This is a genomic window from Streptomyces arenae (genome assembly GCF_022343545.1).
GTDB lineage: Bacteria > Actinomycetota > Actinomycetes > Streptomycetales > Streptomycetaceae > Streptomyces > Streptomyces humi.
In genome coordinates this window covers 38,173-62,895 of sequence record NZ_JAKQYH010000096.1, presented here as the reverse complement: position 1 = coordinate 62,895, position 24,723 = coordinate 38,173, and the positions used below count along the sequence as shown (strand labels likewise).

General features: G+C 72.2%; 20 protein-coding genes and 1 tRNA gene. 9 read left to right on the top strand and 12 right to left on the bottom strand.

Features of this window, described 5'->3' with window-relative positions; genetic code table 11:
- Positions 1-56: 56 nt before the first annotated feature.
- Positions 57-1,490 carry an MGH1-like glycoside hydrolase domain-containing protein gene (locus MB828_RS45170; RefSeq protein ID WP_133022018.1) on the bottom strand — a complete coding sequence of 478 codons (1,434 nt, stop codon included), beginning with the start codon at positions 1,488-1,490 and terminating at the stop codon, positions 57-59.
- A 120-nt stretch (positions 1,491-1,610) separates the two neighbouring features.
- On the opposite strand from MB828_RS45170, the gene MB828_RS45165 reads away from it, so the two are divergent.
- From MB828_RS45165 to MB828_RS45155, 3 genes are all read left to right on the top strand, one after another.
- Positions 1,611-2,831 (top strand): ROK family transcriptional regulator, encoded by a 1,221-nt coding sequence (locus MB828_RS45165; RefSeq protein WP_301653241.1) that lies wholly within the window; start codon positions 1,611-1,613, stop codon positions 2,829-2,831.
- A gap of 408 nt (positions 2,832-3,239) precedes the next feature.
- Positions 3,240-5,960, top strand: a complete 2,721-nt coding sequence (ppdK, locus tag MB828_RS45160) for a pyruvate, phosphate dikinase (RefSeq protein ID WP_301653240.1) — start codon at positions 3,240-3,242, stop codon at positions 5,958-5,960.
- Positions 5,961-6,390: 430 nt separating this feature from the next.
- Complete coding sequence (locus MB828_RS45155) at positions 6,391-6,801, top strand: VOC family protein (protein WP_301653239.1); 411 nt, start codon at positions 6,391-6,393, stop codon at positions 6,799-6,801.
- A 66-nt stretch (positions 6,802-6,867) separates the two neighbouring features.
- Here the strand turns inward: MB828_RS45155 and MB828_RS45150 are convergent.
- A tRNA-Trp gene (locus MB828_RS45150) sits at positions 6,868-6,942 on the bottom strand.
- A 75-nt stretch (positions 6,943-7,017) separates the two neighbouring features.
- A complete protein-coding gene (locus MB828_RS45145) occupies positions 7,018-7,701 on the bottom strand; it encodes a rhomboid family intramembrane serine protease (RefSeq protein ID WP_301653238.1) in 684 nt (227 codons plus the stop codon).
- Positions 7,702-8,055: 354 nt separating this feature from the next.
- Between MB828_RS45145 and MB828_RS45140 the strand changes: the two genes are divergently transcribed.
- Complete coding sequence (locus tag MB828_RS45140; RefSeq protein WP_301653237.1) at positions 8,056-8,619, top strand: YciI family protein; 564 nt, start codon at positions 8,056-8,058, stop codon at positions 8,617-8,619.
- Between the two features lie 70 nt (positions 8,620-8,689).
- Here the strand turns inward: MB828_RS45140 and MB828_RS45135 are convergent, their stop codons facing one another.
- From MB828_RS45135 to MB828_RS45100, 8 genes are all read right to left on the bottom strand, one after another.
- Complete coding sequence (locus MB828_RS45135) at positions 8,690-9,460, bottom strand: SDR family NAD(P)-dependent oxidoreductase (RefSeq protein WP_301653236.1); 771 nt, start codon at positions 9,458-9,460, stop codon at positions 8,690-8,692.
- A 109-nt stretch (positions 9,461-9,569) separates the two neighbouring features.
- Positions 9,570-10,154, bottom strand: a complete 585-nt coding sequence (locus MB828_RS45130) for a TetR/AcrR family transcriptional regulator (protein WP_133022025.1) — start codon at positions 10,152-10,154, stop codon at positions 9,570-9,572.
- A gap of 86 nt (positions 10,155-10,240) precedes the next feature.
- Positions 10,241-10,594: a nitrite reductase small subunit NirD gene (gene nirD / locus MB828_RS45125; protein ID WP_301653235.1), complete on the bottom strand. Its 354-nt coding sequence runs from the start codon at positions 10,592-10,594 to the stop codon at positions 10,241-10,243.
- Positions 10,591-13,197 carry a nitrite reductase large subunit NirB gene (gene nirB / locus MB828_RS45120; protein ID WP_301653234.1) on the bottom strand — a complete coding sequence of 869 codons (2,607 nt, stop codon included), beginning with the start codon at positions 13,195-13,197 and terminating at the stop codon, positions 10,591-10,593. Before nirB ends, nirD begins: the two co-directional genes overlap by 4 nt.
- Positions 13,198-13,764: 567 nt before the next feature.
- A complete protein-coding gene (locus MB828_RS45115) occupies positions 13,765-14,388 on the bottom strand; it encodes a class F sortase (protein WP_301653233.1) in 624 nt (207 codons plus the stop codon).
- Positions 14,389-14,524: 136 nt separating this feature from the next.
- A complete protein-coding gene (locus MB828_RS45110) occupies positions 14,525-15,046 on the bottom strand; it encodes a hypothetical protein (protein WP_301653232.1) in 522 nt (173 codons plus the stop codon).
- 263 nt (positions 15,047-15,309) lie between these two features.
- A complete protein-coding gene (locus tag MB828_RS45105) occupies positions 15,310-15,975 on the bottom strand; it encodes a YceI family protein (protein WP_301653231.1) in 666 nt (221 codons plus the stop codon).
- A gap of 252 nt (positions 15,976-16,227) precedes the next feature.
- Positions 16,228-17,871: a M4 family metallopeptidase gene (locus tag MB828_RS45100; protein ID WP_301653230.1), complete on the bottom strand. Its 1,644-nt coding sequence runs from the start codon at positions 17,869-17,871 to the stop codon at positions 16,228-16,230.
- Between the two features lie 137 nt (positions 17,872-18,008).
- Between MB828_RS45100 and MB828_RS45095 the strand changes: the two genes are divergently transcribed.
- Together MB828_RS45095 and MB828_RS45090 are read left to right on the top strand one after the other, a co-directional pair.
- Positions 18,009-18,488: a gamma-glutamylcyclotransferase family protein gene (locus tag MB828_RS45095; protein ID WP_301653229.1), complete on the top strand. Its 480-nt coding sequence runs from the start codon at positions 18,009-18,011 to the stop codon at positions 18,486-18,488.
- A gap of 302 nt (positions 18,489-18,790) precedes the next feature.
- Complete coding sequence (locus MB828_RS45090; protein ID WP_301653228.1) at positions 18,791-20,071, top strand: AMP-binding protein; 1,281 nt, start codon at positions 18,791-18,793, stop codon at positions 20,069-20,071.
- An 8-nt stretch (positions 20,072-20,079) separates the two neighbouring features.
- Here the strand turns inward: MB828_RS45090 and MB828_RS45085 are convergent, their stop codons facing one another.
- Positions 20,080-20,757 (bottom strand): SanA/YdcF family protein, encoded by a 678-nt coding sequence (locus MB828_RS45085; RefSeq protein WP_133022037.1) that lies wholly within the window; start codon positions 20,755-20,757, stop codon positions 20,080-20,082.
- A gap of 154 nt (positions 20,758-20,911) precedes the next feature.
- Between MB828_RS45085 and MB828_RS45080 the strand changes: the two genes are divergently transcribed.
- The 3 genes from MB828_RS45080 (at position 20,912) to MB828_RS45070 (ending at position 24,723) form a co-directional block, all read left to right on the top strand.
- The gene (locus MB828_RS45080; RefSeq protein ID WP_301653227.1) at positions 20,912-21,646 is read left to right on the top strand and encodes a sirohydrochlorin chelatase; all 735 of its coding nucleotides are present in this window, start codon (positions 20,912-20,914) and stop codon (positions 21,644-21,646) included.
- Positions 21,647-22,020: 374 nt separating this feature from the next.
- Positions 22,021-23,301, top strand: a complete 1,281-nt coding sequence (locus MB828_RS45075) for a deoxyguanosinetriphosphate triphosphohydrolase (protein ID WP_301653226.1) — start codon at positions 22,021-22,023, stop codon at positions 23,299-23,301.
- 159 nt (positions 23,302-23,460) lie between these two features.
- Positions 23,461-24,723: an NAD(P)/FAD-dependent oxidoreductase gene (locus MB828_RS45070; protein WP_133022040.1), complete on the top strand. Its 1,263-nt coding sequence runs from the start codon at positions 23,461-23,463 to the stop codon at positions 24,721-24,723.

Genomic DNA, 24,723 nt, shown 5'->3' with positions numbered 1-24,723 from the left:
CCCTCCTTTGTCACCCAGGTCGAACGTGCCGCAGACCATGAGGACACGTCGTTTTGTCAGCCCTTGTCCATACTTTGACCGTGTCGCGTGTGCCGACTGCCGTGCTCTTCGTCGGGCCGTGCCTGCCGCCCGTGGTGCAGGTCGAGGGCGAGCGCCGCCGTCCAGCTGAAACCGGCCGCACCGCACGCCTCGCCCGTGTGCGGGTCGACGTACTCGGCGAACCCGCTCGCGGCGGCCGTCCGTACGACCGCCTCGGCGAGCGCGTCCGCCCGCGCCCGTTCGCCGTGCTCGCGCAGGCCGCGCTCCAGCAGCCAGCCGGTGTTGAACCAGGCGGGTCCGCGCCAGTAGCGGTGCGGGTCGAAGGCCTCGCCGAGCAGGTCGTAGCTGGGCACCAGCCGGGTGGCGGTGCCGAAGTGCGGGCCGGTCAGGGTCCGTACCAGCGCGGTGGCCGTCTCGCGGGGCAGCTCGGGCAGGAGCAGCGGGACCAGTCCGGAGACCGAGCGCTCGGGGATCAGCCCGCCGCCCCGCAGGTCCCGGCAGAGGAAGATCTCGCGTTCCGGGTCCCACAGCCGGTCCACCAGCGCCGCCGTCAGCCGCTCGGCCCGCGCGTGCCGTGCCGTCCCGGTCGCCCCCAGTTCCCGGGCGATCCGGGCGAGGGCGTGCTCGGAGGCGATGAGCAGCGCGTTGAACGCGGGGTCCTCGACGGCGAACTCCCGTGCGCGGTCGGCGTAGCCGGCGTCCCGGTACTCGGTCGCCAGTCGCACGTACCGCCCGTAGTCCAGGTCGGTCGGCCGGTCCTCCGCCGCGCCGTGGTCGAGGTCGGCGCGGCGGAAGGAGCGGGCCGGCGCCGGGGTGACCCGGGCGAGGGGGGCGTCCCAGCAGGGGCTGTTGTCCATGCCCTGCTCCCAGGGGTGGACCACGCTGACCAGTCCGCCGCCGCCCAGGTCCCGCCGGTGCAGCAGATAGCGGTGCCAGGCGGCGAGCCGCGGGTAGACGCCGGCCAGGAAGGAGCGTGCCCGGGACAGGCCCGGGTCGGCGAGGTGCACCAGCCAGGCGGCCAGCGCGTGCACCGGTGGCTGCACGATCCCGGAGGTCTGTACGGTGCGCGGGGCGCCCGCGGCGCGCCCCGCGGTCGAGGAGCGCCAGAAGTCGGGGCTCGGGAAGTACGCGTCGAGGGGCACGGAGGGGTTGAACACGATGTGCGGGATCCGCCCGTCGCCCCACTGGGCGGCCAGCAGCGTCTCCAGCTCGGTCTGCGCGCGCAGCGGCGACAGGTGCCGCAGCCCGATCGCGACGAACGCCGAGTCCCACGACCACTGGTGCGGATACAGCTGCCGGGAGGGCACGGTCGAGGTGCCGGTCCAGTTCGCGTCGAGCACCCGCGCGGCCGTGACGTGCACGGACGCCGGGCCGTTCGACAGGGCGGGCGGTGGATCGTATGCAATCGCGCGATCGGGCGCGGAGGTGGTGAGCTGGGCAGTGCGATCCACTCGGGACTCCCCGAAGACGTCCGGCCGGCCGGGTTCGGCTGTGGCTACCGTAGGGTTACGTCTATTTAACACGCAAAACTCAATATGTAATGCAAGCTTGAGAAACACAAGGGGGTGCGCATGACCGGACGTCCGGGGAGGACCGGCAGGGGCGGCGGCCAGGCGAGCGCCGGAGAACTGCTCGAACTGGTGCGCAGCGGACGGGCGGTGACGCGAGGTGCGCTCCAGCAGGCGACCGGGCTCTCCCGCGCGACCGTCGGCCAGCGCCTGGACCGGCTGTTCCGTGCCGGCTGGCTGCGCGAGGGCGCCGGCGGCCCGGTCGACTCGCCGCTCGGCGGACGCCCCTCGATCACCCTCGAGTTCGACGACTCGCACGCGGTGGTGCTAGCCGCCGACCTGGAGACCCGGCACGCCCGGGCCGCCGTGCTGACGCTGAGCGGCGAGATCCTCGCCGAGCACTCCGGCACCCTGGTCATCCAGGACGGCCCGGAGGCCGTGCTCCCCGAACTGGGCCACTGGTTCGCCGAGCTGCTGACGAAGACCGGCCACCGCGCCACCGAGGTCTGCGGCATCGGCCTCGCGGTGCCCGGCCCCGTCGACACCGACACCGGCCGGGTCGTGCAGCCCCCGATCATGCCCGGCTGGGACGGCTACGACATACGGGGCCGGCTCGCCAGGGCGTTCACGGAACACGCCGGCGCGCCCGCGGTACCGGTCGTGGTCGACAACGACGCGAACCTGATGGCGTACGGCGAGCAGCGCACCGGGCACCCCGACTGCTCGGCGTTCGTCCTGGTGAAGGTCTCCACCGGCATCGGCGCCGGGGTCGTGGTGGACGGCGTGATCTACCGGGGCGTCGACGGCGGCGCCGGGGACATCGGTCACATCCGGGTGGGCGCCGAGGTGCGGTGCCGCTGCGGTTCGTACGGCTGCCTCGCCGCCGTCGCCAGCGGTGGCGCGGTGGCCCGGCGGCTGGCGGAGGCGGGGGTGCCGGCGGCCTCCGGCTCGGACGTGCGCGACCTGCTCGCCTCCGGCCACCCGGAGGCGGCCGCGCTGGCGCGGGAGGCCGGACGCCAGGTCGGGGACGTGCTGGCGACCGTCGTCACCCTGCTCAACCCCGGCGTGCTGATGATCGCGGGGGATTTGGCGGGCACGCCGTTCCTCACCGGAGTGCGCGAGCTGCTGTACCAGCGGGCGCTGCCCCGCTCCACCGCCCACCTGGACGTCGTCACCTCGCGACTGGAGGAACGGGCGGCGCTGGTGGGTGCCGGGCTGCTGGTCGTGGCGCAGCTGTACGCGCCGGAGCGGGTGGAGGAACGGCTGCTCGCGCTGGGCGTGTGACCGGCGTGTTTCGGTTCCGTTCCGCTGTCCGCATGGTGAACCCGGGCGCTCTGTGGCAGCGTGATTCTCGCCACCCTTGATAAGGGTTGCGCTCAGATGAGCGGATCATGAGCGACTGCACTTCTCCAAGGGGTGGCACCGAGTGCCACCCCTTGATCGTTCATCGATCGAACTCAGACGTGCGGTACAGCCGCTCACATGAGCGAAATAGTGCGGCGCTGAGTGATGATGTGTTCAAGAACTGAAAACACAATCGGCCCCCCGCTTGCCAAGCTTTGACTTTCGATCCACTGGCGGACGACCGGTTACGGGCGCATGACACGCAAGTAGACGTACCCAGACGCCTTCGATCTGGGTATGTTCCTGGCCGTCAGGGCAGCCACCGCGTCCTCGAGGGAGTCGAGACCCGTGTCGGAAAACAAAGAACCCCACGTAGCGAAGTTCGTCTACGACTTCACCGAGGGAAACAAGGACCTCAAGGACCTCCTGGGTGGCAAGGGCGCGAACCTCGCCGAGATGACGAACCTGGGACTCCCCGTTCCCCCCGGCTTCACCATCACGACGGAGGCCTGCAAGGTCTACCTGGACAGCGGCGAGGAGCCCGCGGCACTGCGTGACGAGGTGAGTGCGCACCTCGACGCCCTCGAAGGCCGGATGGGCAAGAAGCTCGGCCAGGCCGACAACCCGCTCCTGGTCTCGGTCCGCTCCGGCGCCAAGTTCTCCATGCCCGGCATGATGGACACGGTCCTGAACATCGGCCTCTCCGACAAGTCCGTCCAGGGCCTGGCCAAGCAGGCCGGCGACGACCGGTTCGCGTGGGACTCCTACCGCCGCCTCATCCAGATGTTCGGCAAGACGGTCCTGGGCGTCGACGGCGAGCTCTTCGAGGAGGCCCTCGACGAGGCGAAGGACGCCAAGAAGGTCACCGTCGACACGGACCTGGAGGCGGCCGACCTCAAGAAGCTCGTCACCAGGTTCAAGAAGATCGTCAAGACCGAGGCCGGCCGGGACTTCCCGCAGGACCCCCGCGAGCAGATGGACCTCGCCATCAAGGCGGTCTTCGAGTCCTGGAACACCGACCGGGCCAAGCTCTACCGCCGCCAGGAGCGCATCCCCGGCGACCTCGGCACCGCCGTCAACGTCTGTTCGATGGTCTTCGGCAACCTCGGCCCCGACTCCGGCACCGGCGTCGCCTTCACCCGTGACCCCGCCTCCGGCCACCAGGGCGTCTACGGCGACTACCTCCAGAACGCCCAGGGCGAGGACGTGGTCGCGGGCATCCGCAACACCGTCCCGCTCGCCGAGCTGGAGCAGATCGACAAGAAGTCGTACGACCAGCTGATGCAGATCATGGAGACGCTGGAGAACCACTACAAGGACCTCTGCGACATCGAGTTCACCATCGAGCGCGGTCAGCTGTGGATGCTCCAGACCCGGGTCGGCAAGCGCACCGCGGGCGCGGCCTTCCGGATCGCCACCCAGCTGGTCGACCAGGGCCTGATCGACGAGACCGAGGCCCTCCAGCGCGTCACCGGCGCCCAGCTCGCCCAGCTGATGTTCCCGCGCTTCGACGAGCAGGCGAAGGCCCAGCAGGTCGGCCGGGGCATCGCGGCCTCGCCGGGCGCGGCCGTGGGCAAGGCGGTCTTCGACTCGTACACCGCCGTGAAGTGGTCCCGCTCGGGCGAGAAGGTCATCCTGGTCCGCCGGGAGACCAACCCCGACGACCTCGACGGCATGATCGCCGCGGAGGGCATCCTCACCTCCCGCGGCGGCAAGACCTCCCACGCGGCCGTCGTCGCCCGCGGCATGGGCAAGACCTGTGTGTGCGGCGCGGAGGACCTGGAGGTCGACACCAAGCGCCGCCGGATGACGGTCCCGGGCGGCCACGTGGTCGAGGAGGGCGACGTCATCTCCATCGACGGCTCGTCCGGCAAGGTCTACCTGGGCGAGGTCCCGGTCGTCCCGTCCCCCGTCGTGGAGTACTTCGAGGGCCGGATGCACGCGGGCGCCCAGGACGCCGACGAACTCGTGGAGGCCGTCCACCGCATCATGGCCTTCGCCGACCGCAAGCGCCGGCTGCGGGTGCGCGCCAACGCCGACAACGCCGAGGACGCGCTGCGCGCCCGCCGGTTCGGCGCCCAGGGCATCGGCCTGTGCCGCACCGAGCACATGTTCCTCGGCGACCGCCGTGAGATGGTCGAACGCCTGATCCTGGCGGACACCCAGGAGGACCGCGAGGAGGCGCTGAGCGCCCTGCTCCCGCTCCAGAAGAAGGACTTCGTCGAACTCTTCTCGGCGATGGACGGCCTTCCGGTGACGGTCCGCCTGCTCGACCCGCCGCTGCACGAGTTCCTCCCGGACATCACGGAGCTCTCGGTCCGGGTGGCCCTCGCGGAGTCCCGCCAGGAACCCCACGAGAACGAACTCCGCCTGCTCCAGGCCGTCCACCGCCTGCACGAGCAGAACCCGATGCTGGGCCTGCGCGGCGTACGCCTCGGCCTGGTCATCCCCGGCCTGTTCACGATGCAGGTCCGCGCGATCGCCGAGGCCGCCGCCGAGCGCAAGAACGCCAAGGGCGACCCGCGCGCCGAGATCATGATCCCGCTGGTCGGCACGGTCCAGGAGCTGGAGATCGTCCGCGAGGAGGCCGACCAGGTCATCGCGGAGGTCGAGGCGGCGACGGGCACCAGCCTGAAGCTCTCCATCGGCACGATGATCGAACTCCCGCGGGCGGCCCTGACGGCCGGTCAGATCGCCGAGGCCGCGCAGTTCTTCTCCTTCGGCACCAACGACCTGACCCAGACGGTCTGGGGCTTCAGCCGCGACGACGTCGAGGCCTCCTTCTTCACGGCCTACCTGGAGAAGGGCATCTTCGGAGTCTCCCCCTTCGAGACGATCGACCGGGACGGCGTCGGCTCCCTGGTCGCGGCGGCGGCGAAGGCGGGCCGCGCCACCCGCCCCGACCTCAAGCTGGGCGTCTGCGGCGAACACGGCGGCGACCCCGAGTCCGTCCACTTCTTCCACGAGGTGGGCCTCGACTACGTCTCCTGCTCCCCGTTCCGCATCCCGGTGGCCCGCCTCGAAGCGGGCCGGGCGGCGACGCAGTCGGCGGGCAGCGACCACCGCTGAGGCCCCACGGCCTCCTCCGAACCCCGGGTCCGTCGTCCGTCCCCGACCCTCAAGACCGATGGACGACGGCCCCGGCACGCAAAAGAGGGGCGGCACCCTGTGCGGGGGTGCCGCCCCTTGGCGCATCAACTGTGGGGACTGTCAGGCCAAGCCGCTGACCAGGCAAAATACCCACCGCGAACTCGACCACCGTGCCGTCTGCCGTGTACTGGACAGGCCTCGGAGGTACGTGCGGCAGGACTGACACCGGCTTGACGGGCGTGCTTCCACGTGACCCTTGATGCGCGCTGCGGGCGGGCAGTCGCTGCGGTCGTCCGGTCTGGTCGCTCGGCCGTCAGCGGTTCGAGACGACTGGCTGCGGTCGGCACGGTTGCCGTACTTCTCCGCGGTACGGCACTCCCCGGTACAGAGTCTCTGAGAAGATCGCGGGATGCTGCGACTCACCGATTTCATCATCGACTGCCCGGACACGATGAAGCTGGCGGCTTTCTACTCCGAGGTGACGGGCCGTCCGATCAAGGAAGGCAGCTCCGCGGACTGGGCCGGCATCCAGTTCGGCGAGATCGAGCTGGCATTCATCCGGGTGGACGACTACCGCGCTCCGCAGTGGCCCGACAGCGAGCACCCCAAGCAGTTCCACCTCGACTTCGAAGTGGACGAGATCGAATCCGAGCAGCGCCGCGTCCTCGACCTCGGCGCGACGCTGAGGCAGGACTTCATCGGCCCTGACGGCTACGGCTGGCAGGTCTACACCGACCCGATCGGCCACCCGTTCTGCCTGTGCCGCAACAAAGGCGTCACCTGGACCGACCAGGGCCCGAGCTGGCCCAAGCACGACTGACCAGCCGCCCACTTCTGCTGTTCTGATCGTGCCTCGGCCGCGGGAGTTTTCGGAGCCGGGGGCAGGCGAAGCCGGCCGGATTCGAACCGGCGTCCTCGCGATTTTGGAGACCGCGCGCGTCGACCTCTGCGCTACGGCTTCGCCCGGCGGGGATCCTAGTGCACCGCGTCTCCGGACCAGCCCGCTTTTCGCCGTCGTCTTCTGAGACCGGCCAGGTCAGAGCAGGCCGAGGTCGTCGAGTTCCTTGTAGAGGGCGGCGCGGGTGGGGTCGCCGGGAGCTGGGTGCGCGGCCGGGGCCGCGGTGGGGGCGGGTACCGGGGTACGGGTGTGCCGGTCGCGGAACAGCCAGGCGCCCAGGAGGCCGCCGATGAGGCCTCCCAGGTGCCCGAGCCAGCTCACGCCGGGTGTGCCGGGGACGGCCACGGTGAGGAGGTAGGCGAAGGACGCGCCCATGACGACGCCCACCAGCGTGTCGATCAGGTGCCGGTCGAAGAGGCCACGGACGACGACGTAGCCGAAGTACCCGAAGATCAGGCCGCTGGCGCCGACCGTCGCCACGTCACCGCGTTCGAAGAGCCAGACCACGGCGCCACTGCTCACGGCGATCAGCAGGGTCAGCGCGAGGAACCGCAGCACCCCCCGGTAGGCGGCGAGGAAACCGAAGACGAACAGCGGGCCGGAGTTGCTCTCGATGTGCGCCCAGCTCCAGTGCAGCAGCGGCGCCACCAGGATGTCCGGCAGCGTGCCGGGGTCGCCGGAGACCACCGCGTAGTCACGGGAGAGGGCGTAGTGGTCGGCGAAGTTGGCCAGCTGCACCAGCCAGACGACCGCGAGCAGCCCGAACATCACGAAGAACGCCTTCCGCGCCTCCGCGATCATCTGCTCGGGGCTGTCCGGCACTGTCCTGATCCGTCCCCCGATCCGTCCCCCGATCCGGCTCCGGATCGGGCCCCGGTCCTTGTCCGACGCCCCCACGGCATCCCCCGTACCACCCATGGCAGGTCCCCCTCCGACGGATTCCACGTCCCCACCACGGCGCACTCTACGACAGCCCGCCGCACCGCCACCCCCGTCGGTGGCCCGCTGCGCCACTCGGGCCGGTTCTGCGGGCGGTGGGCGAGGGCTGGAGGTGACGGGGCGCCGGCCGGGCGGAGTTCATCGGCCGCCTTGCGACGGCGGTCGCGGTGGCGCTGCGGCCGTAGCCTCGGAAAACCGCCTTGAGGCGTGGCCCCGTCTGCGCCAGGGTCCGTGCGTATGGACTTCTTCTGTTACCACCGCGACCGGGCCGGCTCCCTGGCGCTGCGTGCCGGGCTGGCCGAGGAGCACTGGTCGTACATGGACCGGTACACGGCCCAACTGATCGCCCGGGGGCCGACCTTCGGTGCCGACGGGGAGACGCCCACCGGCAGTGTGCACATCGTCCGTCTGCCGGACCCGGCCGCCGCCCGCGCGTTCGCCTTCGACGAGCCCAACCACCAGGCCGGCGTGTACCGGGACGTGCTGCTGCGGCGGTGGCGCAACCTGCTGGGACGCACCATGTGGGAGTTCCCGGGCGGCCCGACCGGCGGCGACCGGTATCTGGTGCTGGGGCTGGGCCCCGTGCGGGCCGCCGAGGAAGACCTCGGCCTGCCCGACGACTTCGACCGCGACGAACTGATCGCCTACGGGCCGCTGTCGTCCGACGACGGCGGCACCTGGCTGGGTACGGTCGCCCTCGTCCGGGCCCCGGACCCGGACCGGGCACGCGAGGCCCTGGGCCGGCCGGCCGAGTACGCGCACGTGGAAGTGCACGAGTGGGAGTTCGGCGGCCGACGGTGACGCGGCGACGCGGTAGCGCGGTGACGCGGTAGCGCGGTAGCGCCGTGACGCGGTAGCCCGGCGGCGGTGGTCACAGCGCGGCGCCGCTGTCCACCACCAGGTCCGTTCCCACCATGGACGCGGCGTCGTCCGAGGCCAGGTACAGCACGGCCGCCGCGATCTCCGCCGTCGCCGAGACCCGGCCCAGCGGGAGGGTCGCCCGGGCCCGCTCCGCCCGGTCCGCGTCCGTCTCTCCCGCGCGCAGGGACATGGAGGTGGCCGTCGCACCGGGGCTGACGACGTTGACTCGGACCCCGTCCCGGATGTGGTCCAGGGCCGCGCCACGGCTCAACGCGGTCACCGCCGCCTTCGTCGCCGCGTACGCGGCGGCCCCGGCGGACGTGGTGTGGACACCGAAGTTGGAGGAGACGGTGACGATCGCACCGCCCGTCGGCTGGCTCCGCATCCGGCGGATCTCCGCCTGCAACGCCAGGTGTACGCCCGTCACGTTGACCGCCAGCTGCTCGTGCCAGTCGGCCTCCGGGAGGTCGGCCAGCGGCACACCGCCCCGGAAGATCCCCGCGTTGTTCACGGCCACGTCCAGCGAGCCGAACCGGTCCACGGTGGCCGCCACCAGCGCCAGGGCGTCGCCCGGCCGTGCGAGGTCGGCCGGGACCGCCGCCGCCTCGCCGCCCCGCTCCTCGATCAGTGCGGCCGTCTCCTTCAAGGGTCCTTCCCTTCGGCCCGCCACCACTACGCGCGCGCCTTCGGCCGCGAACGCGAGGGCGGTGGCCCGGCCGATACCGGTGCCGGCGCCGGTGACCAGTGCCGTACGGCCCGAGAAGCGATTCCCCGTGGTCATGATCTCCCCTTTTCAGAATGATCGGTTCAGTATGAAGGCGGAAAGCGAGGCAGAAAGCGATACAGAGAGAGCCCCCCGGTGCTGTGGAGCGAGCGCGCGGGGGTGTTCGTCAGTCCAGTAGGCGCAGCACCTGCTCCGCCGCGTCCCGGACCCGGCCCGGGTCCGTCGATGCCTTGCCCACCACCCGCATGCCCTGGAGCAGGACCAGCAGGGTACGGGCGAGCGCGAGGGGGTCGCGGTCGGCCGGCAGTTCGTGCTGGGCCTGGGCGCGGACGAGGGCCGTGTGCAGGACCGTCTCGACCCGGTCCCAGTCCTGCTCGACACTGCGCGCCACCGCCGGGTCGTGCGGGGCCAGTTCGGCCGCCGTGTTGGTGACCAGGCAGCCCCGCAGCCGCAGTTCGTCGGCCGCGGACTCGTCGGCGTACCGCCGTACCAGCGCGCGCACGGCGGGCAGCGCCGGGCCCGGCAGGGACAGGCCGCGCAGCAGCGGCGGGAGGCGGTCCCGCTGGTAGCGGTCCAGTGCCTTCAGGTACAGATCGCGTTTGCCGCCGAAGGTCGCGTACAGGCTCGCGCGCCCGATGCCGAGGTGCTCGACCAGGTCGGCCACGGACGTCGCCTCGTAGCCGCGCCGCCAGAACAGCTCCAGGGCTGAAAGCAGCGCGGCGTCCGGGTCGAACTCCTTGGTCCTGGCCATGCGCCAGAGCCTATTCTCGACTGGAACGAGCGGTCAAGAACGATGGTGCGGTGACGGTCGGCCGACGCGTCCGCCCGGCCGCGTGCTCAGGCGGCGGTGCGCACCCCGTACGCCGTCACCCGTACCGTCTCGTCGTCCAGGCACTCGCCGGTCGCCAGGTCGAAGCGCTGCTTCAGCAGGGGGGAGGCGACGAACGGCCGGCCCTGGTGGGTGCCGGTCAGGCCGCGGGAGAGGACCGCCGCGCCGCCGAAGGGGTCGCGGTTGTCGATGGCGTAGAGGCGGTCCGCGCGGTCGCGGAAGACGGCGACCTGGCGGCCGTCCGGCAGCAGCGCGGCCACGCCGCGGCCGGGGGTCAGCAGGCTCAGGTCGCAGACCGTGAACCAGGTGTCCGCCAGCTGGAGCTGGACCTTCAGGTCGGTGGTCTCGGGGGCCAGGGTCATCGCTGGGCGCTTCCTTCCAGTACGTCAGCGGCGGGGCGCATGCCGATGGACAGCAACGGCAGGTCGGGCTTCACCTGGTCGCGCTCGGGCACGAAGCCGACGACCGGGTCGGGGGTGTCGGGGGCGTTCACGAACGACACGAACCGGGCGAGCTTCTCGGGGTCGTCGATGGTCGACGCCCACTCGTCGGCGTAGTTGGCGACATGCGCCGCCATCAGGGACTCCAGCTCCCCGCAGATGCCGAGGGAGTCCTCGACCACGACGTCACGGACGTGGTCGAGGCCGCCGGGGATCCGCTCCAGCCAGGTCGAGGTGCGCTCCAGGCGGTCCGCGGTGCGGATGTAGAACATCAGGAACCGGTCGATCAGACGGACCAGTTCGGCGTCGGAGAGGTCCTGGGCGAGCAGGTCCGCGTGGCGCGGGGTGGCCCCGCCGTTGCCGCCGACGTACAGGTTCCAGCCGCCCGCGGTGGCGATCACGCCGAAGTCCTTCGACTGGGCCTCCGCGCACTCGCGGGCGCAGCCGGAGACCGCCGACTTGAGCTTGTGCGGGGACCTGAGGCCCCGGTAGCGCAGCTCCAGGTCGATCGCCATCCGGACCGAGTCCTGGACGCCGTACCGGCACCAGGTCGAGCCCACACAGGACTTGACGGTCCGCAGGGCCTTTCCGTACGCGTGCCCGGACTCGAATCCGGCGTCCACCAACCGCGTCCAGATCAAGGGCAGTTGCTCGACCCGCGCGCCGAACATGTCGATCCGCTGACCACCGGTGATCTTCGTGTAGAGACCGAAGTCGCGGGCGATCTCGCCGATCGTGATCAGGCCCTCGGGGGTGATCTCACCGCCGGGGATGCGCGGTACGACCGAGTACGAGCCGTTCTTCTGGAGGTTGGCGAGGAAGTGGTCGTTGCTGTCCTGGAGGGCGGCCTGCTCGCCGTCCAGGACGTAGCCGCTGGCGCCGATCGTCGGGGCGAGGGACGCGATGATCGAGCCGACGGCCGGCTTGCAGACCTCGCAGCCGTCGCCGCCCCGGGCGCCCTCCCGGCCGTAACGGTCGAGCAGTTCCTGGTAGGTGTTGACGCGCAGCGCGAGGACGATCTCGTACAGCTCCTCGCGGGTCTGCGCGAAGCAGCCGCACAGGCCCTTGTCGACCTCGACGCCGGACGCCTCCAGCTCGGCCGTGACCAGCTGTCCGAGGACCTTGACGCAACTGCCGCACGTGGTACCGGCCTTGGTGCACTTCTTCACCTCGGGCACGGTGGTGCAGCGGTGCTCGGTGACGGCCTCGCGGATGGCGCCCTTGCGGACGTTGTTGCAGGAGCAGATGATCGCCTCGTCCGGCAGCGCGGCCGGGCCGAGCTGGACGGCCTCCCCGGCGCCGGCCGGCAGCACCAGCGACTCGGGCGCGACCGGCGGCACCGAACCGGTGAACGCCTTCAGCGTGCCGTACGCCTCCGCGTCGCCGACCAGGATGCCGCCGAGCAGCGTGCCGTCCCGGCCGACGACCAGCTTCTTGTACAGACCCGAGCGGGCGTCGGAGTAGACGACGTCCAGGCAGTCGCCGCTCGTGCCGTGCGCGTCGCCGAAGGAGGCCACGTCCACGCCGAGCAGCTTCAGCTTGGTCGACAGGTCGGCGCCGGTGAAGGCGGCCTCGTCGGAGGCGATCGTCGCCGCGGCCGTCTCGGCCTGCTCGTAACCCGGCGCGACCAGGCCGTACACCCGGCCGTCCGCCGCCAGCGCGCACTCGCCGATCGCGAACACGTGCGGGTCGCTCACCGTGCGGCACTGCTCGTCCACGGTGATGCCACCGCGTTCGCCGACCGACAGGCCGCAGTCCCGGGCGAGTTGGTCGCGAGGCCGGACCCCGGCGCTGAACACCACCAGGTCGGTGGCGAGTTCGGAGCCGTCGGACAGCTTCATGCCGGTCACGGCACCCGCGTCGTCGACCACGATCTCCTGCGTGCCCACGCCGGTGTGGACGGTCAGGCCCATCTCCTCGATGGTGCGCAGCAGCGCCGCGCCACCGCCCTCGTCTACCTGGACCGGCATCAGCCGGGGCGCGAACTCCACGATGTGGGAGGTGAGTCCGAGGCCCTTCAGCGCACCGGCGGCCTCCAGGCCGAGCAGGCCGCCGCCGACCACGGCACCCGTCGAGGCGTTCTTCGCGTACTCCTCGATGGCGAGCAGGTCCTCGATCGTGCGGTACACGAAGCAGCCGGCCGCCTCCTTGTGCGGGACCGGCGGCACGAACGGGAACGAGCCGGTGGCCAGGACCAGCGTGTCGTACGCGAACACCGCGCCGGACCCGGCGGTCACCGTGCGGGCTTCCCGGTCGACCGCCACCGCGGGGTCCCCGACGTACAGCTCGATGCCGTGCTCCTCGATGAACCGCATGTCGGTCAGGGAGAGTTGGTCGGGGCTGGTGCCGGAGAAGTACGAGGTGAGGGCGACCCGGTCGTACGCGGGACGCGGCTCCTCGCAGAGCACGACCACACGGTGGCCGGCGGTCAGGCCGCGCCCGGCGAGCGCTTCGAGGAAGCGCTGGCCGACCATGCCGTGGCCGACGAGCACGATCGTGGGGGTGGCCCCGGGGGTGGTGGTCATCAGGAGCCTCCATCGTGGGTGAGCGGGTGGCGTCGCCGGGGCACGGGTGCGGGTGCGGGCACGCCGGATGGCACGGACACGGGCGCGGCTACGGGCCTGGGTACGGGTGCGGGCGCGGCTACGGGCCTGGACACGGACACGGGCACGGGCACGGACACCGGTGTCCGCGGCGCCTCGGAGGCAACCGGTGTGCCCGGCGTGTCCGGGGCCGCCGGTGTGCCCGGTCGCACGCGTGCCCCCTGTCGTGCGGGTCCCCCGGGTTCCCCGAGGCGCCGGGCGGGGTGGGCGCCCGCGGATCCGGAGCCGGTCACCGCCACTCGCGTGTTCGAGGTCATGTCCAGGAGCGTGCGCGGCGGACGTTACCCGACCGCATCACCCCTGTTTCCCGCGAGGAACGCTGCCCTCTTCTAAGGCGGGGGACGGGTGTGAGGGGTCCGTGGATGCCCCGGAGCGGGGTGTGAGGTGGGCGAAACGCGGGCCCGCTGCCGCACCGCGGCACCGGCCGGTGACGGGGTCACACCGGCCGGAGCGGTTGTGTACGTCTTCGGTCCGCTCCGCGGCGGCCGGTCAGCGGCTTCCGGTGAGGTGGGCGAAGACCACGACGTTCCCCTGGTAGCCGGTCGTGCGCGAGTAGCCGCCGCCGCAGGTGATGACCCGCAGTTCGGGGCGTTCCGCGGCGCCGTACACCTTCTCGTCGGGGAAGTTCCGGGCCTGGTAGACCTCGACCGCGTCCACCGTGAAGACGGCGACGGACCGGTCCCGCCGGTCCACCTCGATGGTCGCGCCGCGCTTGAGGGCGCCGAGGTCGTAGAAGACGGCGGGCCCCTCCGTGTTGTCGACGTGCCCGGCGACGATCGCGGTGCCCCGCTCGCCGGGCGTGGTACCGGCCTCGTACCAGCCGGCGAGGTTCTTCTCGCCGGCGGGCGGCACGTCGAGGCTGCCGGCGGCGGTGAGGGCGAGGCCCATGAGCGGGGCGTTCACGCGGATGGCGGGGATGCGGATCCGGGTGGGCGGGGACGCGGACAGCGCGGGCGCCTCCAGGCGCTCCTCGCCGGGGTCGGGGCGGCCCTCGGCGGCGGCCGGCTGGGGCGGGGCGTCATGCGGTCCGGAGCCGGGACCGAGCAGGTAGACGCCCGAGCCGAGGGCCACGACCGTGACCACGGCTATCGCGGTGTCCCCGATCCTGCGCATGCGAATCCCTCTTCCGAAGGCGGCTTCCGAAGGCGACCGAGCCTGTGACCCCCTACCCCCTCCGGGCCGCGAGGGGCGTCGGACCCGGAGGGGGTGGGATGTGCGGTACCGGCGGACGGACAGCGGAGGGTGTCCGTCAGAACGCATCGCCTCTCGCCCGGCGATGCAGGAGCCAGGTACCGCCCGCGGCGGCGACGGCCAGAGCCGCCACGCCCGCCGCGGTCTGCACGGGGTCGGTGCCAAGGGCACCACCGACCCCCGTCTTCACACTGCCGTGGGGCTGCAGCTGCCCCGCGGCCGGCGTCAGCGCCACCGTCAGGTCACCGGTGACCTGACGGCTCCCGTCGGCGCATTTCGCGACGATCTCGTACGTCCCCGGCTGAGCGCTCGGGGGTACCCGGAACTCCCCGATCGCCTCGCCCTCGTGCGTACTGGGCGCGAGCGTGAACGTGCCGGCGCCGACCGAGCTGGCGTCCCCGACGGCCGAGCCCTTCGCCCCGCACGCCGACGTGTTCGCCGTGACCTGGGCGCCGGGCGCCGCGGTCGACGGGTACACGTCCAGGCTGCCGGAACTGCCGCCGTACGCCGGTGCGCCGGCGGCACCGGCCGCAGCCACCGCGAGCGCGGCCCCGGTCAGCAGACGGACGGTGCGTCGCATGGTGCTCCCTCGCTCCCTCGTCGGGCTCGTCCACTCCCTTGCTCTTCCGAGGTAAAGGCAGGAGGGCCGGACCCGCTCCCCGAGATTCCGTCAGCTGTGGGATGAACGGGTGTCACACAGGGGGTTCCCGAGAGGCGTTGTGAGCGCGTTCTGGCAGGTCAGGGGGGCTACGAAGGGAAAGCGGAGGGAAATGTATGAAAAGCACACGGACGGCGGGTGCTGGTGGGAGTGAACGGGTGACCCGCCGGAGCTGCCGTTCCTGACTAGACCGCGCCCTCCGGCGTCATCCGGATCGCCGCGATGTCGAACTGCAGGCGCACGGTCTCGCTCACCATCGCACCGCCCTCCGCCAGACGGGAGTTGTACGACAGGCCCCAGTCCATGCGGTTGATGGTGGTCGTGCCGTCGAAGCCGACGCGCTGGTAGCCGAAGGGGTCGGTGACGTTGCCGATGTAGGTGAGTTCCAGGTCGACCGGGCGGGTGGTGTCCTTGATGGTGAGGTCGCCGGTCATCACGTAGACGTCGGGGGCCTTGAGGCGTACCGCGGTGCTCCGGAAGCGCATGCGCGGGTGACTGGCGGAGTCCAGGAAGTCGCGGCCCGTCAGGTGGGCGTCCCGCTGCTCCACGCCGGTGTCGACGCTGCCCGTGGCCAGGATGATCTCGGCCTGGGAGCGGGACGGGTCGCGGCCGTCGAAGTAGAGCCGGCTCTTGTACTCGGCGAAGGAGCCGCGCACGGTCGTCACCATCGCGTGCCGGACCGAGAAACCGATTCTGCTGTGGGCCGGGTCGATGATCCACTCGCCGGTGAGGGCGGCGAGCGCGGGGTCCAGCAGGACGGGCGCGGAGGCGTGGGGGGAGGCTGCCTGAGCCGGGCGGGACGGGGCCGTGGGGGAGCGCCGGGCGGTGTGGGGGCGGCTGAACAGGTTCATGTCTCATCTAGTTAGTGCACGAGTGAAATTGCCGCAAGGGCTTGTCAGGACAACGGAGTCGTGGAATTCGGTGAGCCGTCACGGAATTCACACATCTCCGTCATGGAATCCGCCAGGCGGGCCGGACGAATGCCCCGGCTGTTCCTTGAATTCCTGGTATTCACCGTATTCACCTTTGTCCGGGACGCGTTGCGGCTGCCCCGGCCGGTGAGCGCGGCCGGGACAGCCGCCGTCAGGTGCCTGACGGACCGCTCAGTTCACGTTCACCGCGCTCCAGGCCGCCGCCACCGCGCTGTACTCGGCGCTGCCCGCGCCGTACAGGTCCTTCGCCGCGTTCAGGGTCGCCGTCCGCGCGCCCGCGTAGTTCGTCGAGGAGGTCATGTAGACCGTCAGCGCGCGGTACCAGATCGCGCCCAGTTTGTCCCGGCCGATTCCTGTCACCGTCGAGCCGTTGTACGTCGGCGAGTTGTAGCTCACGCCGTTGATGGTCTTCGCGCCGCTGCCCTCCGCGAGGAGATACGCGAAGTGGTTCGCGACACCGGAGGAGTAATGCACGTCCAGGTTCCCGACCGAGGAACTCCAGTAGTCCGCCGAACTCCCGTCCTTCGACGGCTGGTCCATGTACCGCAGCGCCGTCTTGCCGAAGCCGGAGCGGACGATCTTCTCGCCGATCAGGTAGTCGCCCGGGTCGGAGGAGTTGTTCGCGTACCACTCGACCAGCGTGCCGAGGATGTCCGAGGTGGCCTCGTTCAGGCCGCCGGACTCGCCGGTGTAGGTCAGCGCGGCCGTCTTGGAGGTCACCCCGTGGGTCATCTCGTGGCCCGCCACGTCCAGGGCCACCAGCGGCCCGAAGGTGGTCCCGTCACCGTCGCCGTAGGTCATGCAGAAGCAACTGTCGTCCCAGAACGCGTTGTTGTAGTTGCTGCCGTAGTGGACGCGGTTGTACGACCCCTTGCCGTCACCGGCGATGCCGTTGCGGCCGTGGACGTTCTTGTAGTAGTCCCAGGTCTCGTTGGTGCCGTACTGGGCGTCGACGGCCGCCGAGGAGCGGTCCGCGGTGGCGCCCGTGCCCCAGTGGTTGTCGGCGTCCGTGAAGACCGTGTTGGGCGCCCGGCTGATGCAGATGCCGAAGATGCACAGGTCGGTCTTGTTGGCCGCGTCCCCGGTGAACGTGTTGCCACGGGTCGGGTCGGTGAGGTTGTACGACGACCCGGACTGCGTGGTCTCCAGCGGGACCGTGCCGCTGTACAGGGACTTGCCGTCGCCGGTCGCCGTCTCGATGCTGTCCCAGGCGTCGATCTGGGCGCCGGTGCGGGCGTCCGTGAGCACGGTGCGGGCGACCGGGTTGCCGAGCGAGTCCTTGCCGACGGCGTCGGTGCGCCAGGCCAGCTTCGGGGTGCCGTGCAGGGCGTCGACGACCAGCTGCGGCTTGGCCTTCACCTGCTTCAGCGCGTCGCCGAGGTTCGCCGCCCGCAGCGCGTTCACCGCGAGGTCGGCGGCCTTCGGCGCGGATATGCCGGGCACGATCGAGGCCAGGGATATCGTGCTCCGGGTCGCCCGGTCGGCGCCGCGGTAGGCGCCGTCCGCCTTCAGGTGGACCACGAAGTCGCCGCCCAGCACCGGGAGCTGACGGTACGTCCGGTCGTAACGCACGTGCTGCGCACCGCTCCTGTCGACGATCACGTCCCGGACCGAGGTGCCCTCGGCGGAGGTGAGGCCGAGGCCGGCGGCGTGCTGGAGGAGTGCCTCGGCCGCGTTGGCGATCGCGGTGGCCCGGGTCGGTCTGGCGTCGGCGTGGGCGGCGGGGGAGAGCGCGGCGGCCAGCAGGGTCGCGGTGGTGGCGGCGACGCCGGCGGTGGCGAGACGGGAAACGCGGGTGTTCCGGGTCCGGCTCATCAGTCTCCTCGGGGAGTGCCTCGAAGGCGTGGGGGTGGCGCTGATGACGAGACAGATTTAAGGGGCCATGACATGTCATGTCCATAGCGCCTTCATGGAGATGTGTGTGGGACCGGGGTGGGTGCAGAATCCTTCCTGTGACCACCCGTGACCCCCGCCACCTCCCGTTCTTCGTCTACGGCACGCTCCGCCCCGGCCAGCTCAACCACGACGCGTTCCTGCGCGGCCGCACGGAGACGGAGGAACCGGGGCACCTCGGCGGCACGGTGCTCTACGACGGACCCGGCTATCCCTACGCCGTCGAGGAACCCGGCGCGACGGACCCGGTCAGCGGCGAGCTCGTCACCGCCAGGCCCGAGGCGTACGACCGACTCCTCCTGGAACTCGACGAGTTGGAGGAGTGCGTACCGGGGGATCCGGCCAGCCTGTACGTACGCGTCGAGCGGGACGTCGTACGGCTGCGGGACGGGGCCGCCGTCCGGGCCTGGGTGTACCTCGCCGGGCCCACCGTGACCGAGCGGCTGCGCGCGGACGGCCGGCGTATCGACGGGGACTGGCTCACGCACCGGGCGCCGGACGGGCGGCGGCGGACGCGGCCGGGCCCGGACCGCCGGTGACCCCGTCGCGTGTGAGAACCCCGTGGCTCGATCCGTACCGCGCGTGTGAACACCCCCGTGGCTCGATCCGTACCGCGCGTGTGAACACCCCCGTGGCTCGATCCGTACCGCGTTGGCCGGTCACGCCCCGTTGAGACTTCAAGGGACCGGACTACAGTCGTCCCCTGCCACCGCTGCCCCGCACCACCGCTGCCCCGCACCACCCGCACGGCGTTCGACCCACCGGCCCGGCCCGGGCCCCCCGCCGCACCCGGACTCGGCCTCCCCCCACTGGAAAGACCCAGCCAGGAGGTTTCCGAGCCATGCCTCTGCGTCACCTCACCGCCCGCGACCAGCAGCTCTTCTGGCAGTACGGCCGCGGCCCCGACGCACCCGTCCACGAACCGCTCGTCCACCGAGCCGTCGAACGGCACGCGATCGTCCACCCCCACGCCGTCGCCGCCGAACACCACGGCGCGACCCTCACCTACGGCGAACTCGACCGCTACGCCTCCGTGCTCGCCGGCCGCCTGGTCCGCGAGGGCGTCCGCCCCGGCGACCACGTCGGCCTGTTCGCCCGCCGCTCCATCCCCATGCTGGTCGGCCTGCTCGCCGTCCTCAAGGCGGGCGCCGCCTACGTCCCCCAGGACGTCGGCCGCACCTCCCCGGCCCAGCTCGCCCGCGTCGTCCGCGCCACCCGCACCCGGGTGGTCCTCACCCAGCAGGAACACGCGCCGCGACTCCAACTCCCCGACGGCCACCGCCTGATCGCCCTGGACGACCCCGTGCCGTACCAGGCCGGACCGCTGCCCGTGCCACCACCGCACCCCGACGACGGCTGCTGCGTCCGCCCCGCCCCCGGCGCCCCGGGCCGTCCCCCTCTCCTACGGCTCACCCACCGCAACCTCACCGGCCTGCTGCTCACCGAACCCGGCGGCCTCGGCATCCGCCCCGGCGACCGGGTCGCCCAACTCCTGGAACTCTCCGACGAGCCGGCCGTCTGGGAGATCCTCGGCTGTCTCACCCGCGGCGCCACCCTGGTCGTCCGGGGCGCGGACCCGGCCGCCACGGCCCGTACCGCGACCGTCCTGATCGTCACCCCGGCCGTACTGGCCGGCCTGGACCCGGCCGCCTGCCCGCGGGTCCGCGCGGTCGCCGTCGTGGGGGAGCCCTGCCCGCGCCCGCTCGCCGACCGCTGGTCGCGCCGGGCCGCCCTCTTCCACGGCCGCGGCCCCGCGGGGGCGGCCCTCGTCACCACCATGGGCCGCCACGACCCGGCCGCCGAACGCCCCACCGCGGGCCGCCCCGTCCCGGGCACCACGGTGTACGTCCTGGACGCCGGCCGCCGTCCGCTGCCCATCGGCGAGACGGGGGAGATCTGGGCGGGCGGCGACGGGGTGTCCGCCGGCCGGCCCGGCGACGAGACGCCGGACGGCCGGCGGCACGCCCCCGACCCCTTCCTGGGCGCGGGCCGCACCATGGTCCGCACCGGCGACCTCGGCCGCTGGACCCCCGACGGCCGCCTCGAACACCTCGGCCGCACCGACGACCCGGTCAGCGGGCGCGGTACCGCCGGCCCGGTGAACGGTCTGCGGGTGGCCTGAGGAGCGCGTCAGCGCCCGCCGGCCAGCGCACGGGCCACCCCCGGTTCCTTCCGCCCGAGGAACCGGGGGTTCGGCTCGAACACCACGTCCAGCGCCGCCTTGGCCGCCGCGAAGACCTCCCGGGTCCCCCCGTAGTACCAGGTCGCGTCGTGCTTGTCGTCGACACCGACCCCGTACGACGCCACCCCCGCCGCCTCGCACAGCGCCACCGCACGCCGGATGTGGAACCCCTGGCTGATCAGTACGGCCCGGTCCACCCCGAAGATCTTCTTCGCCCGGACACAGGAGTCCCAGGTGTCGAAGCCGGCGTAGTCGGTGACGACGCGGCCGCCGGGGACGCCGTGCCGGGTGAGGTAGGCGCGCATCGCGTCCGGCTCGTCGTAGTCCTCCCGGCTGTTGTCGCCGGTGACGAGGAGCACCCTGACACGGCCCGCCCGGTACAGCGTCGCCGCCGCGTCCAGCCGGTGGGCGAGGTACGGCGACGGTTCGCCGTCCCACAGTCCCGCGCCGAAGACCACGGCCACGTCGGTGCGGGGCACGTCCGCCACCGTCCGCAGCCGGTCCGCCGTGGACACGTACAGCCAGGTGACGGGCAGCAGCGCCAGCACACAGCCGGCCACCACCCCCTGTACCAGCCGCCGCCGGCCGGCGCGGGTGCGCGGCAGACGCGGTCGCCGGAGCTTCATACGGGTCTTCCCCCCTGTCGGCCTCGACCATGGAGGACGCGGGCCGGGGCGTCCCGGTTCGCTCACACCGTGCGACTCCGTACCGTGAAGCGCCGGAAAACAGGCGTGACGGTCAGGCAACGGCCGCGCAATCTCCTCCGGTGAGGATTGTCCTATGACGGTGACCGACCTTTCCCCGCGCCCCGGCCCGCCCGCCCTGGTCCTGGTGGCCCACGGCAGCCGCGACCCGCGCGCGCTCGACACGGTACGGGCGCTCCAGGACCGGGTGCGGGCACTGCGCCCCGGGCTGCCCGTGCACCTCGGTCACATCGAACTGAACGAACCGCTGCTCCCGGACACCCTCGCCGGGCTCGGTGAGACCGAGGCCGTCCTCGTCCCGCTCCTCCTCGGCCGCGGCTACCACGTCAAGCGAGACATCCCGGAGACGGCGGCCGCCGCCCGGGCCCGCACCCGCGTCGCCGCGCCGCTGGGCCCGCACCCGCTGCTGGCCGACACGCTGAACGCCCGCCTGCTGGAGGCGGGCTGGCGCCGCCGCCCCGCGAGCGCGGTGATCCTGGCGGCGGCCGGCTCCCGGGACCCGGACTCCAGGGTCGACACCGACCACATGGCCGGCCTTCTCGCCGCCCGCCTGGGCGTCCCGGTGCTCCCGGCCTACGCCTCGGCGGCGGCCCCGACGGTCCCGGAAGCGATCACCGCCCTGCGGGCGAGGGGCCGCCGACACATCGCCGTCGCCTCCTACTTCACGGCCCCGGGCCGCTTCGCGACCCAGTGCGCGGCACCCGCCCCGTGGATCGCCTCGGCCCCTCTGGGAGCCCACGACGCGATGGCCGCCCTGATCCTCCACCGCTACGAGCAGGCATGGGGAACGCCGGTGACCGTGGCCGCCTAGGGTGCGTGGACCGCTGCGGGTGCGCGGGCGGCTCCGGGTGCGTGGGGGCACCGGGTGTGTGGGCGGCTCCGGGTGTGTGGGCGGCTGCGGGTGCGATGTGGCTGATCGCGCAGTTCCCCGCGCCCCTTTAGGCCGGCCCAGTGGACCACCTTCGTGGGGGCGCGGTGTGGCTGATCGCACGGTTCCTCCCCCAGCCTTCGGACGGGGTACCCCCAGCGCCCCTTCACGTGGGACCAGTGGACCCACCTTCTTGGGGGCGCGGGGAACTGCGCGACAAGCCCCCGCGCACCCGCAGTCGCGGACGCACCGCGACCCGGCAGGCGGGCAGGCGTACCAAACGCCCATTTGTCACTACCGCCCCGTACTGTCGAACCATGGCAGTCCCCGCACCCGCACCCACCACGGCCTACGACCCGGCGTCAGCCGACCGCTGGGCCCCCGAACCCGACAAACGCCCCGGCCGTACCGCCTTCCAGCGCGACCGCGCCCGCATCCTGCACTCCGCCGCCCTCAGAAGGCTCGCCGGCAAGACCCAGGTCGTCACCCCCGGCATCTCCACCCAGGCATGGGACGCCAGCCCCCGCACCCGCCTCACCCACTCCCTGGAATGCGCCCAGGTCGGCCGCGAACTGGGCGCCGCCCTCGGCTGCGACCCCGACCTGGTGGAGGCCGCGTGCCTCTCCCACGACCTCGGTCACCCCCCGTTCGGCCACAACGGCGAACAGGCGCTGAACGAGTTCGCCGACGACTGTGGCGGCTTCGAGGGCAACGCCCAGTCCCTGCGGCTGCTCACCCGCATCGAGCCCAAACGGTTCACCCCCGAGGGCTCCGTCGGCCTCAACCTGACCCGTGCCGCCCTGGACGCCGCCACCAAGTACCCGTGGCCGCGCGGCGCGCACCCCACGAACCCGGCCTCCCCGAAGTTCGGCGTGTACGAGGACGACCGGCCGGTCTTCGACTGGGTCCGCAAGGAGGCCCCCGGCACCCGCACCTGCTTCGAGGCCCAGGTGATGGACTGGTCCGACGACGTCGCCTACTCCGTGCACGACGTCGAGGACGGCCTGCACGCCGGCCACATCGACCCCGACTGCCTGTACGCGGAGGCCGAACGGCAGGAGGTCTTCGCCGTCGCCGTCGGCAGATACGTGCCCGCCGGCACCGACCCCGCCGAACTCGCCGCCGCCCTCGACCGGCTCCAGGACGAGGAGTGGTGGCCGCACGGCTACGACGGCACCGCGGTCGCCCAGGCCCGCCTCAAGGACGCCACCAGCCAGCTCATCGGCCGGTTCTGCCTCGCCGCGGAGAGCGCCACCCGGGAGCGGTACGGCACCGGCCGGCTCACCCGCTACGGCGCCGAACTCGTCGTACCGCGCGCGGCCCGGATGGAGTGCGCGGTACTGAAGTCGATCGCCCACCGGTACGTCATGCAGCGCGCCGAGCAGGAGCGGATCCGCGCCGAGCAGCGGATCGTCGTGGCGGAACTCGCCGAGGCGCTCACCGCCCGCGCGCCCGAGGGCCTCGACCCGCAGTTCCGGGCGCTGTTCGACACGGCCGGTGACGACCACGCCCGCAAGCGTGTGATCGTCGATCAGATCGCCTCGCTCACCGACGCCTCCGCGCGGTCGTTGCATGCGAGGCTGACGGGGCGTATGTGAAGAATTGCTGACACTCCGTGGCCCGGCCGGACCCTGCGCAGGGCAGGATCGGGGCACCGAAGGTCACCCCCTCTTCCCGCATCACGCTGCGTGCGGGAGGCTCACAGTGCGGCGCATGTGGGCGGCATATGTGGCGGCACCCTCACGAGGAGGCTTCAAGTGGTCGACGCGGACCAGACATTCGTCATCGTCGGTGGCGGACTCGCCGGAGCGAAGGCGGCCGAGACCCTCCGGGCCGAGGGTTTCAGCGGCCGGGTGATACTGATCTGCGACGAACGCGACCACCCGTACGAGCGGCCGCCGCTCTCCAAGGGGTACCTGCTCGGCAAGGAGGAACGCGACAGCGTCTTCGTCCACGAGCCCGCCTGGTACGCGCGGAACGACGTCGAACTGCACCTCGGCCAGACCGTGGACCGCGTCGACCGTGCCGCGAAGACCGTCCGCTTCGGTGACGACGGCACCCTGGTGCGCTACGACAAGCTGCTGCTCGCCACCGGTGCGGAGCCTCGCCGCCTGGACATCCCCGGCACCGACCTGGCCGGCGTCCACCACCTGCGCCGCCTCGCGCACGCCGAGCGCCTCAAGGGCGTCCTCGGCGCGCTCGGCCGGGACAACGGGCACCTCGTGATCGCGGGCGCCGGCTGGATCGGCCTGGAGATCGCGGCGGCCGCGCGGACGTACGGCGCCGAGGTCACCGTCATCGAGCACGGGCCGACCCCGCTGCACGGCGTGCTCGGCCCCGAGCTGGGCAACGTCTTCGCCGAGCTGCACCGCGAACACGGGGTCCGGTTCCACTTCGGGGTGCGCCTCACCGAGATCATCGGCCAGGACGGCATGGTCCTCGCCGCCCGCACCGACGACGGCGAGGAGCACCCGGCGCACGACGTCCTGGCGGCGATCGGCGCGGCGCCCCGGGTGGGTCTCGCCGAGGCGGCGGGCCTGGAGATCGCCGACCGGGCACACGGCGGCGGCATCGTGGTCGACGCCCGGCTGCGCACGTCCGACCCGGACATCTACGCGGCCGGCGACGTGGCCTCCTTCCCGCACGCCCTGTTCGGCACCAGCCTCCGCGTGGAGCACTGGGCCAACGCGCTCAACGGCGGCCCGGCGGCGGCGCGGTCCATGCTCGGGCGGGACGCGGTGTACGACCGGGTGCCGTACTTCTTCACCGACCAGTACGACCTCGGCATGGAGTACAGCGGCTGGGCACCGCCCGGTTCGTACGACCAGGTCGTCATCCGGGGTGACGCGGGGAAGCGGGAGTTCATCGCGTTCTGGTCGAAGGAGGGACGGGTGCTGGCCGGGATGAACGTGAACGTGTGGGATGTCACAGAGCCGATCCAGCGGCTGATCCGCTCCGGGGCGCCGGTGGATCTCGACGCGCTCGCCGACCCCCATGTGGCGTTGGATTCGCTCGCCTAG

Excerpts from the sequence above, each read along its gene's own strand:
- MB828_RS45080 (WP_301653227.1), top strand. The coding sequence starts at position 20,912 with ATGACGGTGACCGACCTTTCCCCGCGCCCCGGCCCGCCCGCCCTGGTC.
- MB828_RS45155 (WP_301653239.1), top strand. The coding sequence starts at position 6,391 with ATGCTGCGACTCACCGATTTCATCATCGACTGCCCGGACACGATGAAG.
- MB828_RS45135 (WP_301653236.1), bottom strand. The coding sequence starts at position 9,460 with ATGACCACGGGGAATCGCTTCTCGGGCCGTACGGCACTGGTCACCGGC.
- MB828_RS45165 (WP_301653241.1), top strand. The coding sequence starts at position 1,611 with ATGACCGGACGTCCGGGGAGGACCGGCAGGGGCGGCGGCCAGGCGAGC.
- nirD (WP_301653235.1), bottom strand. The coding sequence starts at position 10,594 with ATGACCCTGGCCCCCGAGACCACCGACCTGAAGGTCCAGCTCCAGCTG.
- MB828_RS45075 (WP_301653226.1), top strand. The coding sequence starts at position 22,021 with ATGGCAGTCCCCGCACCCGCACCCACCACGGCCTACGACCCGGCGTCA.
- nirB (WP_301653234.1), bottom strand. The coding sequence starts at position 13,197 with ATGACCACCACCCCCGGGGCCACCCCCACGATCGTGCTCGTCGGCCAC.
- MB828_RS45090 (WP_301653228.1), top strand. The coding sequence starts at position 18,791 with ATGCCTCTGCGTCACCTCACCGCCCGCGACCAGCAGCTCTTCTGGCAG.
- MB828_RS45130 (WP_133022025.1), bottom strand. The coding sequence starts at position 10,154 with ATGGCCAGGACCAAGGAGTTCGACCCGGACGCCGCGCTGCTTTCAGCC.
- MB828_RS45100 (WP_301653230.1), bottom strand. The coding sequence starts at position 17,871 with ATGAGCCGGACCCGGAACACCCGCGTTTCCCGTCTCGCCACCGCCGGC.
- MB828_RS45140 (WP_301653237.1), top strand. The coding sequence starts at position 8,056 with ATGGACTTCTTCTGTTACCACCGCGACCGGGCCGGCTCCCTGGCGCTG.
- MB828_RS45110 (WP_301653232.1), bottom strand. The coding sequence starts at position 15,046 with ATGCGACGCACCGTCCGTCTGCTGACCGGGGCCGCGCTCGCGGTGGCT.
- MB828_RS45115 (WP_301653233.1), bottom strand. The coding sequence starts at position 14,388 with ATGCGCAGGATCGGGGACACCGCGATAGCCGTGGTCACGGTCGTGGCC.
- MB828_RS45105 (WP_301653231.1), bottom strand. The coding sequence starts at position 15,975 with ATGAACCTGTTCAGCCGCCCCCACACCGCCCGGCGCTCCCCCACGGCC.
- MB828_RS45085 (WP_133022037.1), bottom strand. The coding sequence starts at position 20,757 with ATGAAGCTCCGGCGACCGCGTCTGCCGCGCACCCGCGCCGGCCGGCGG.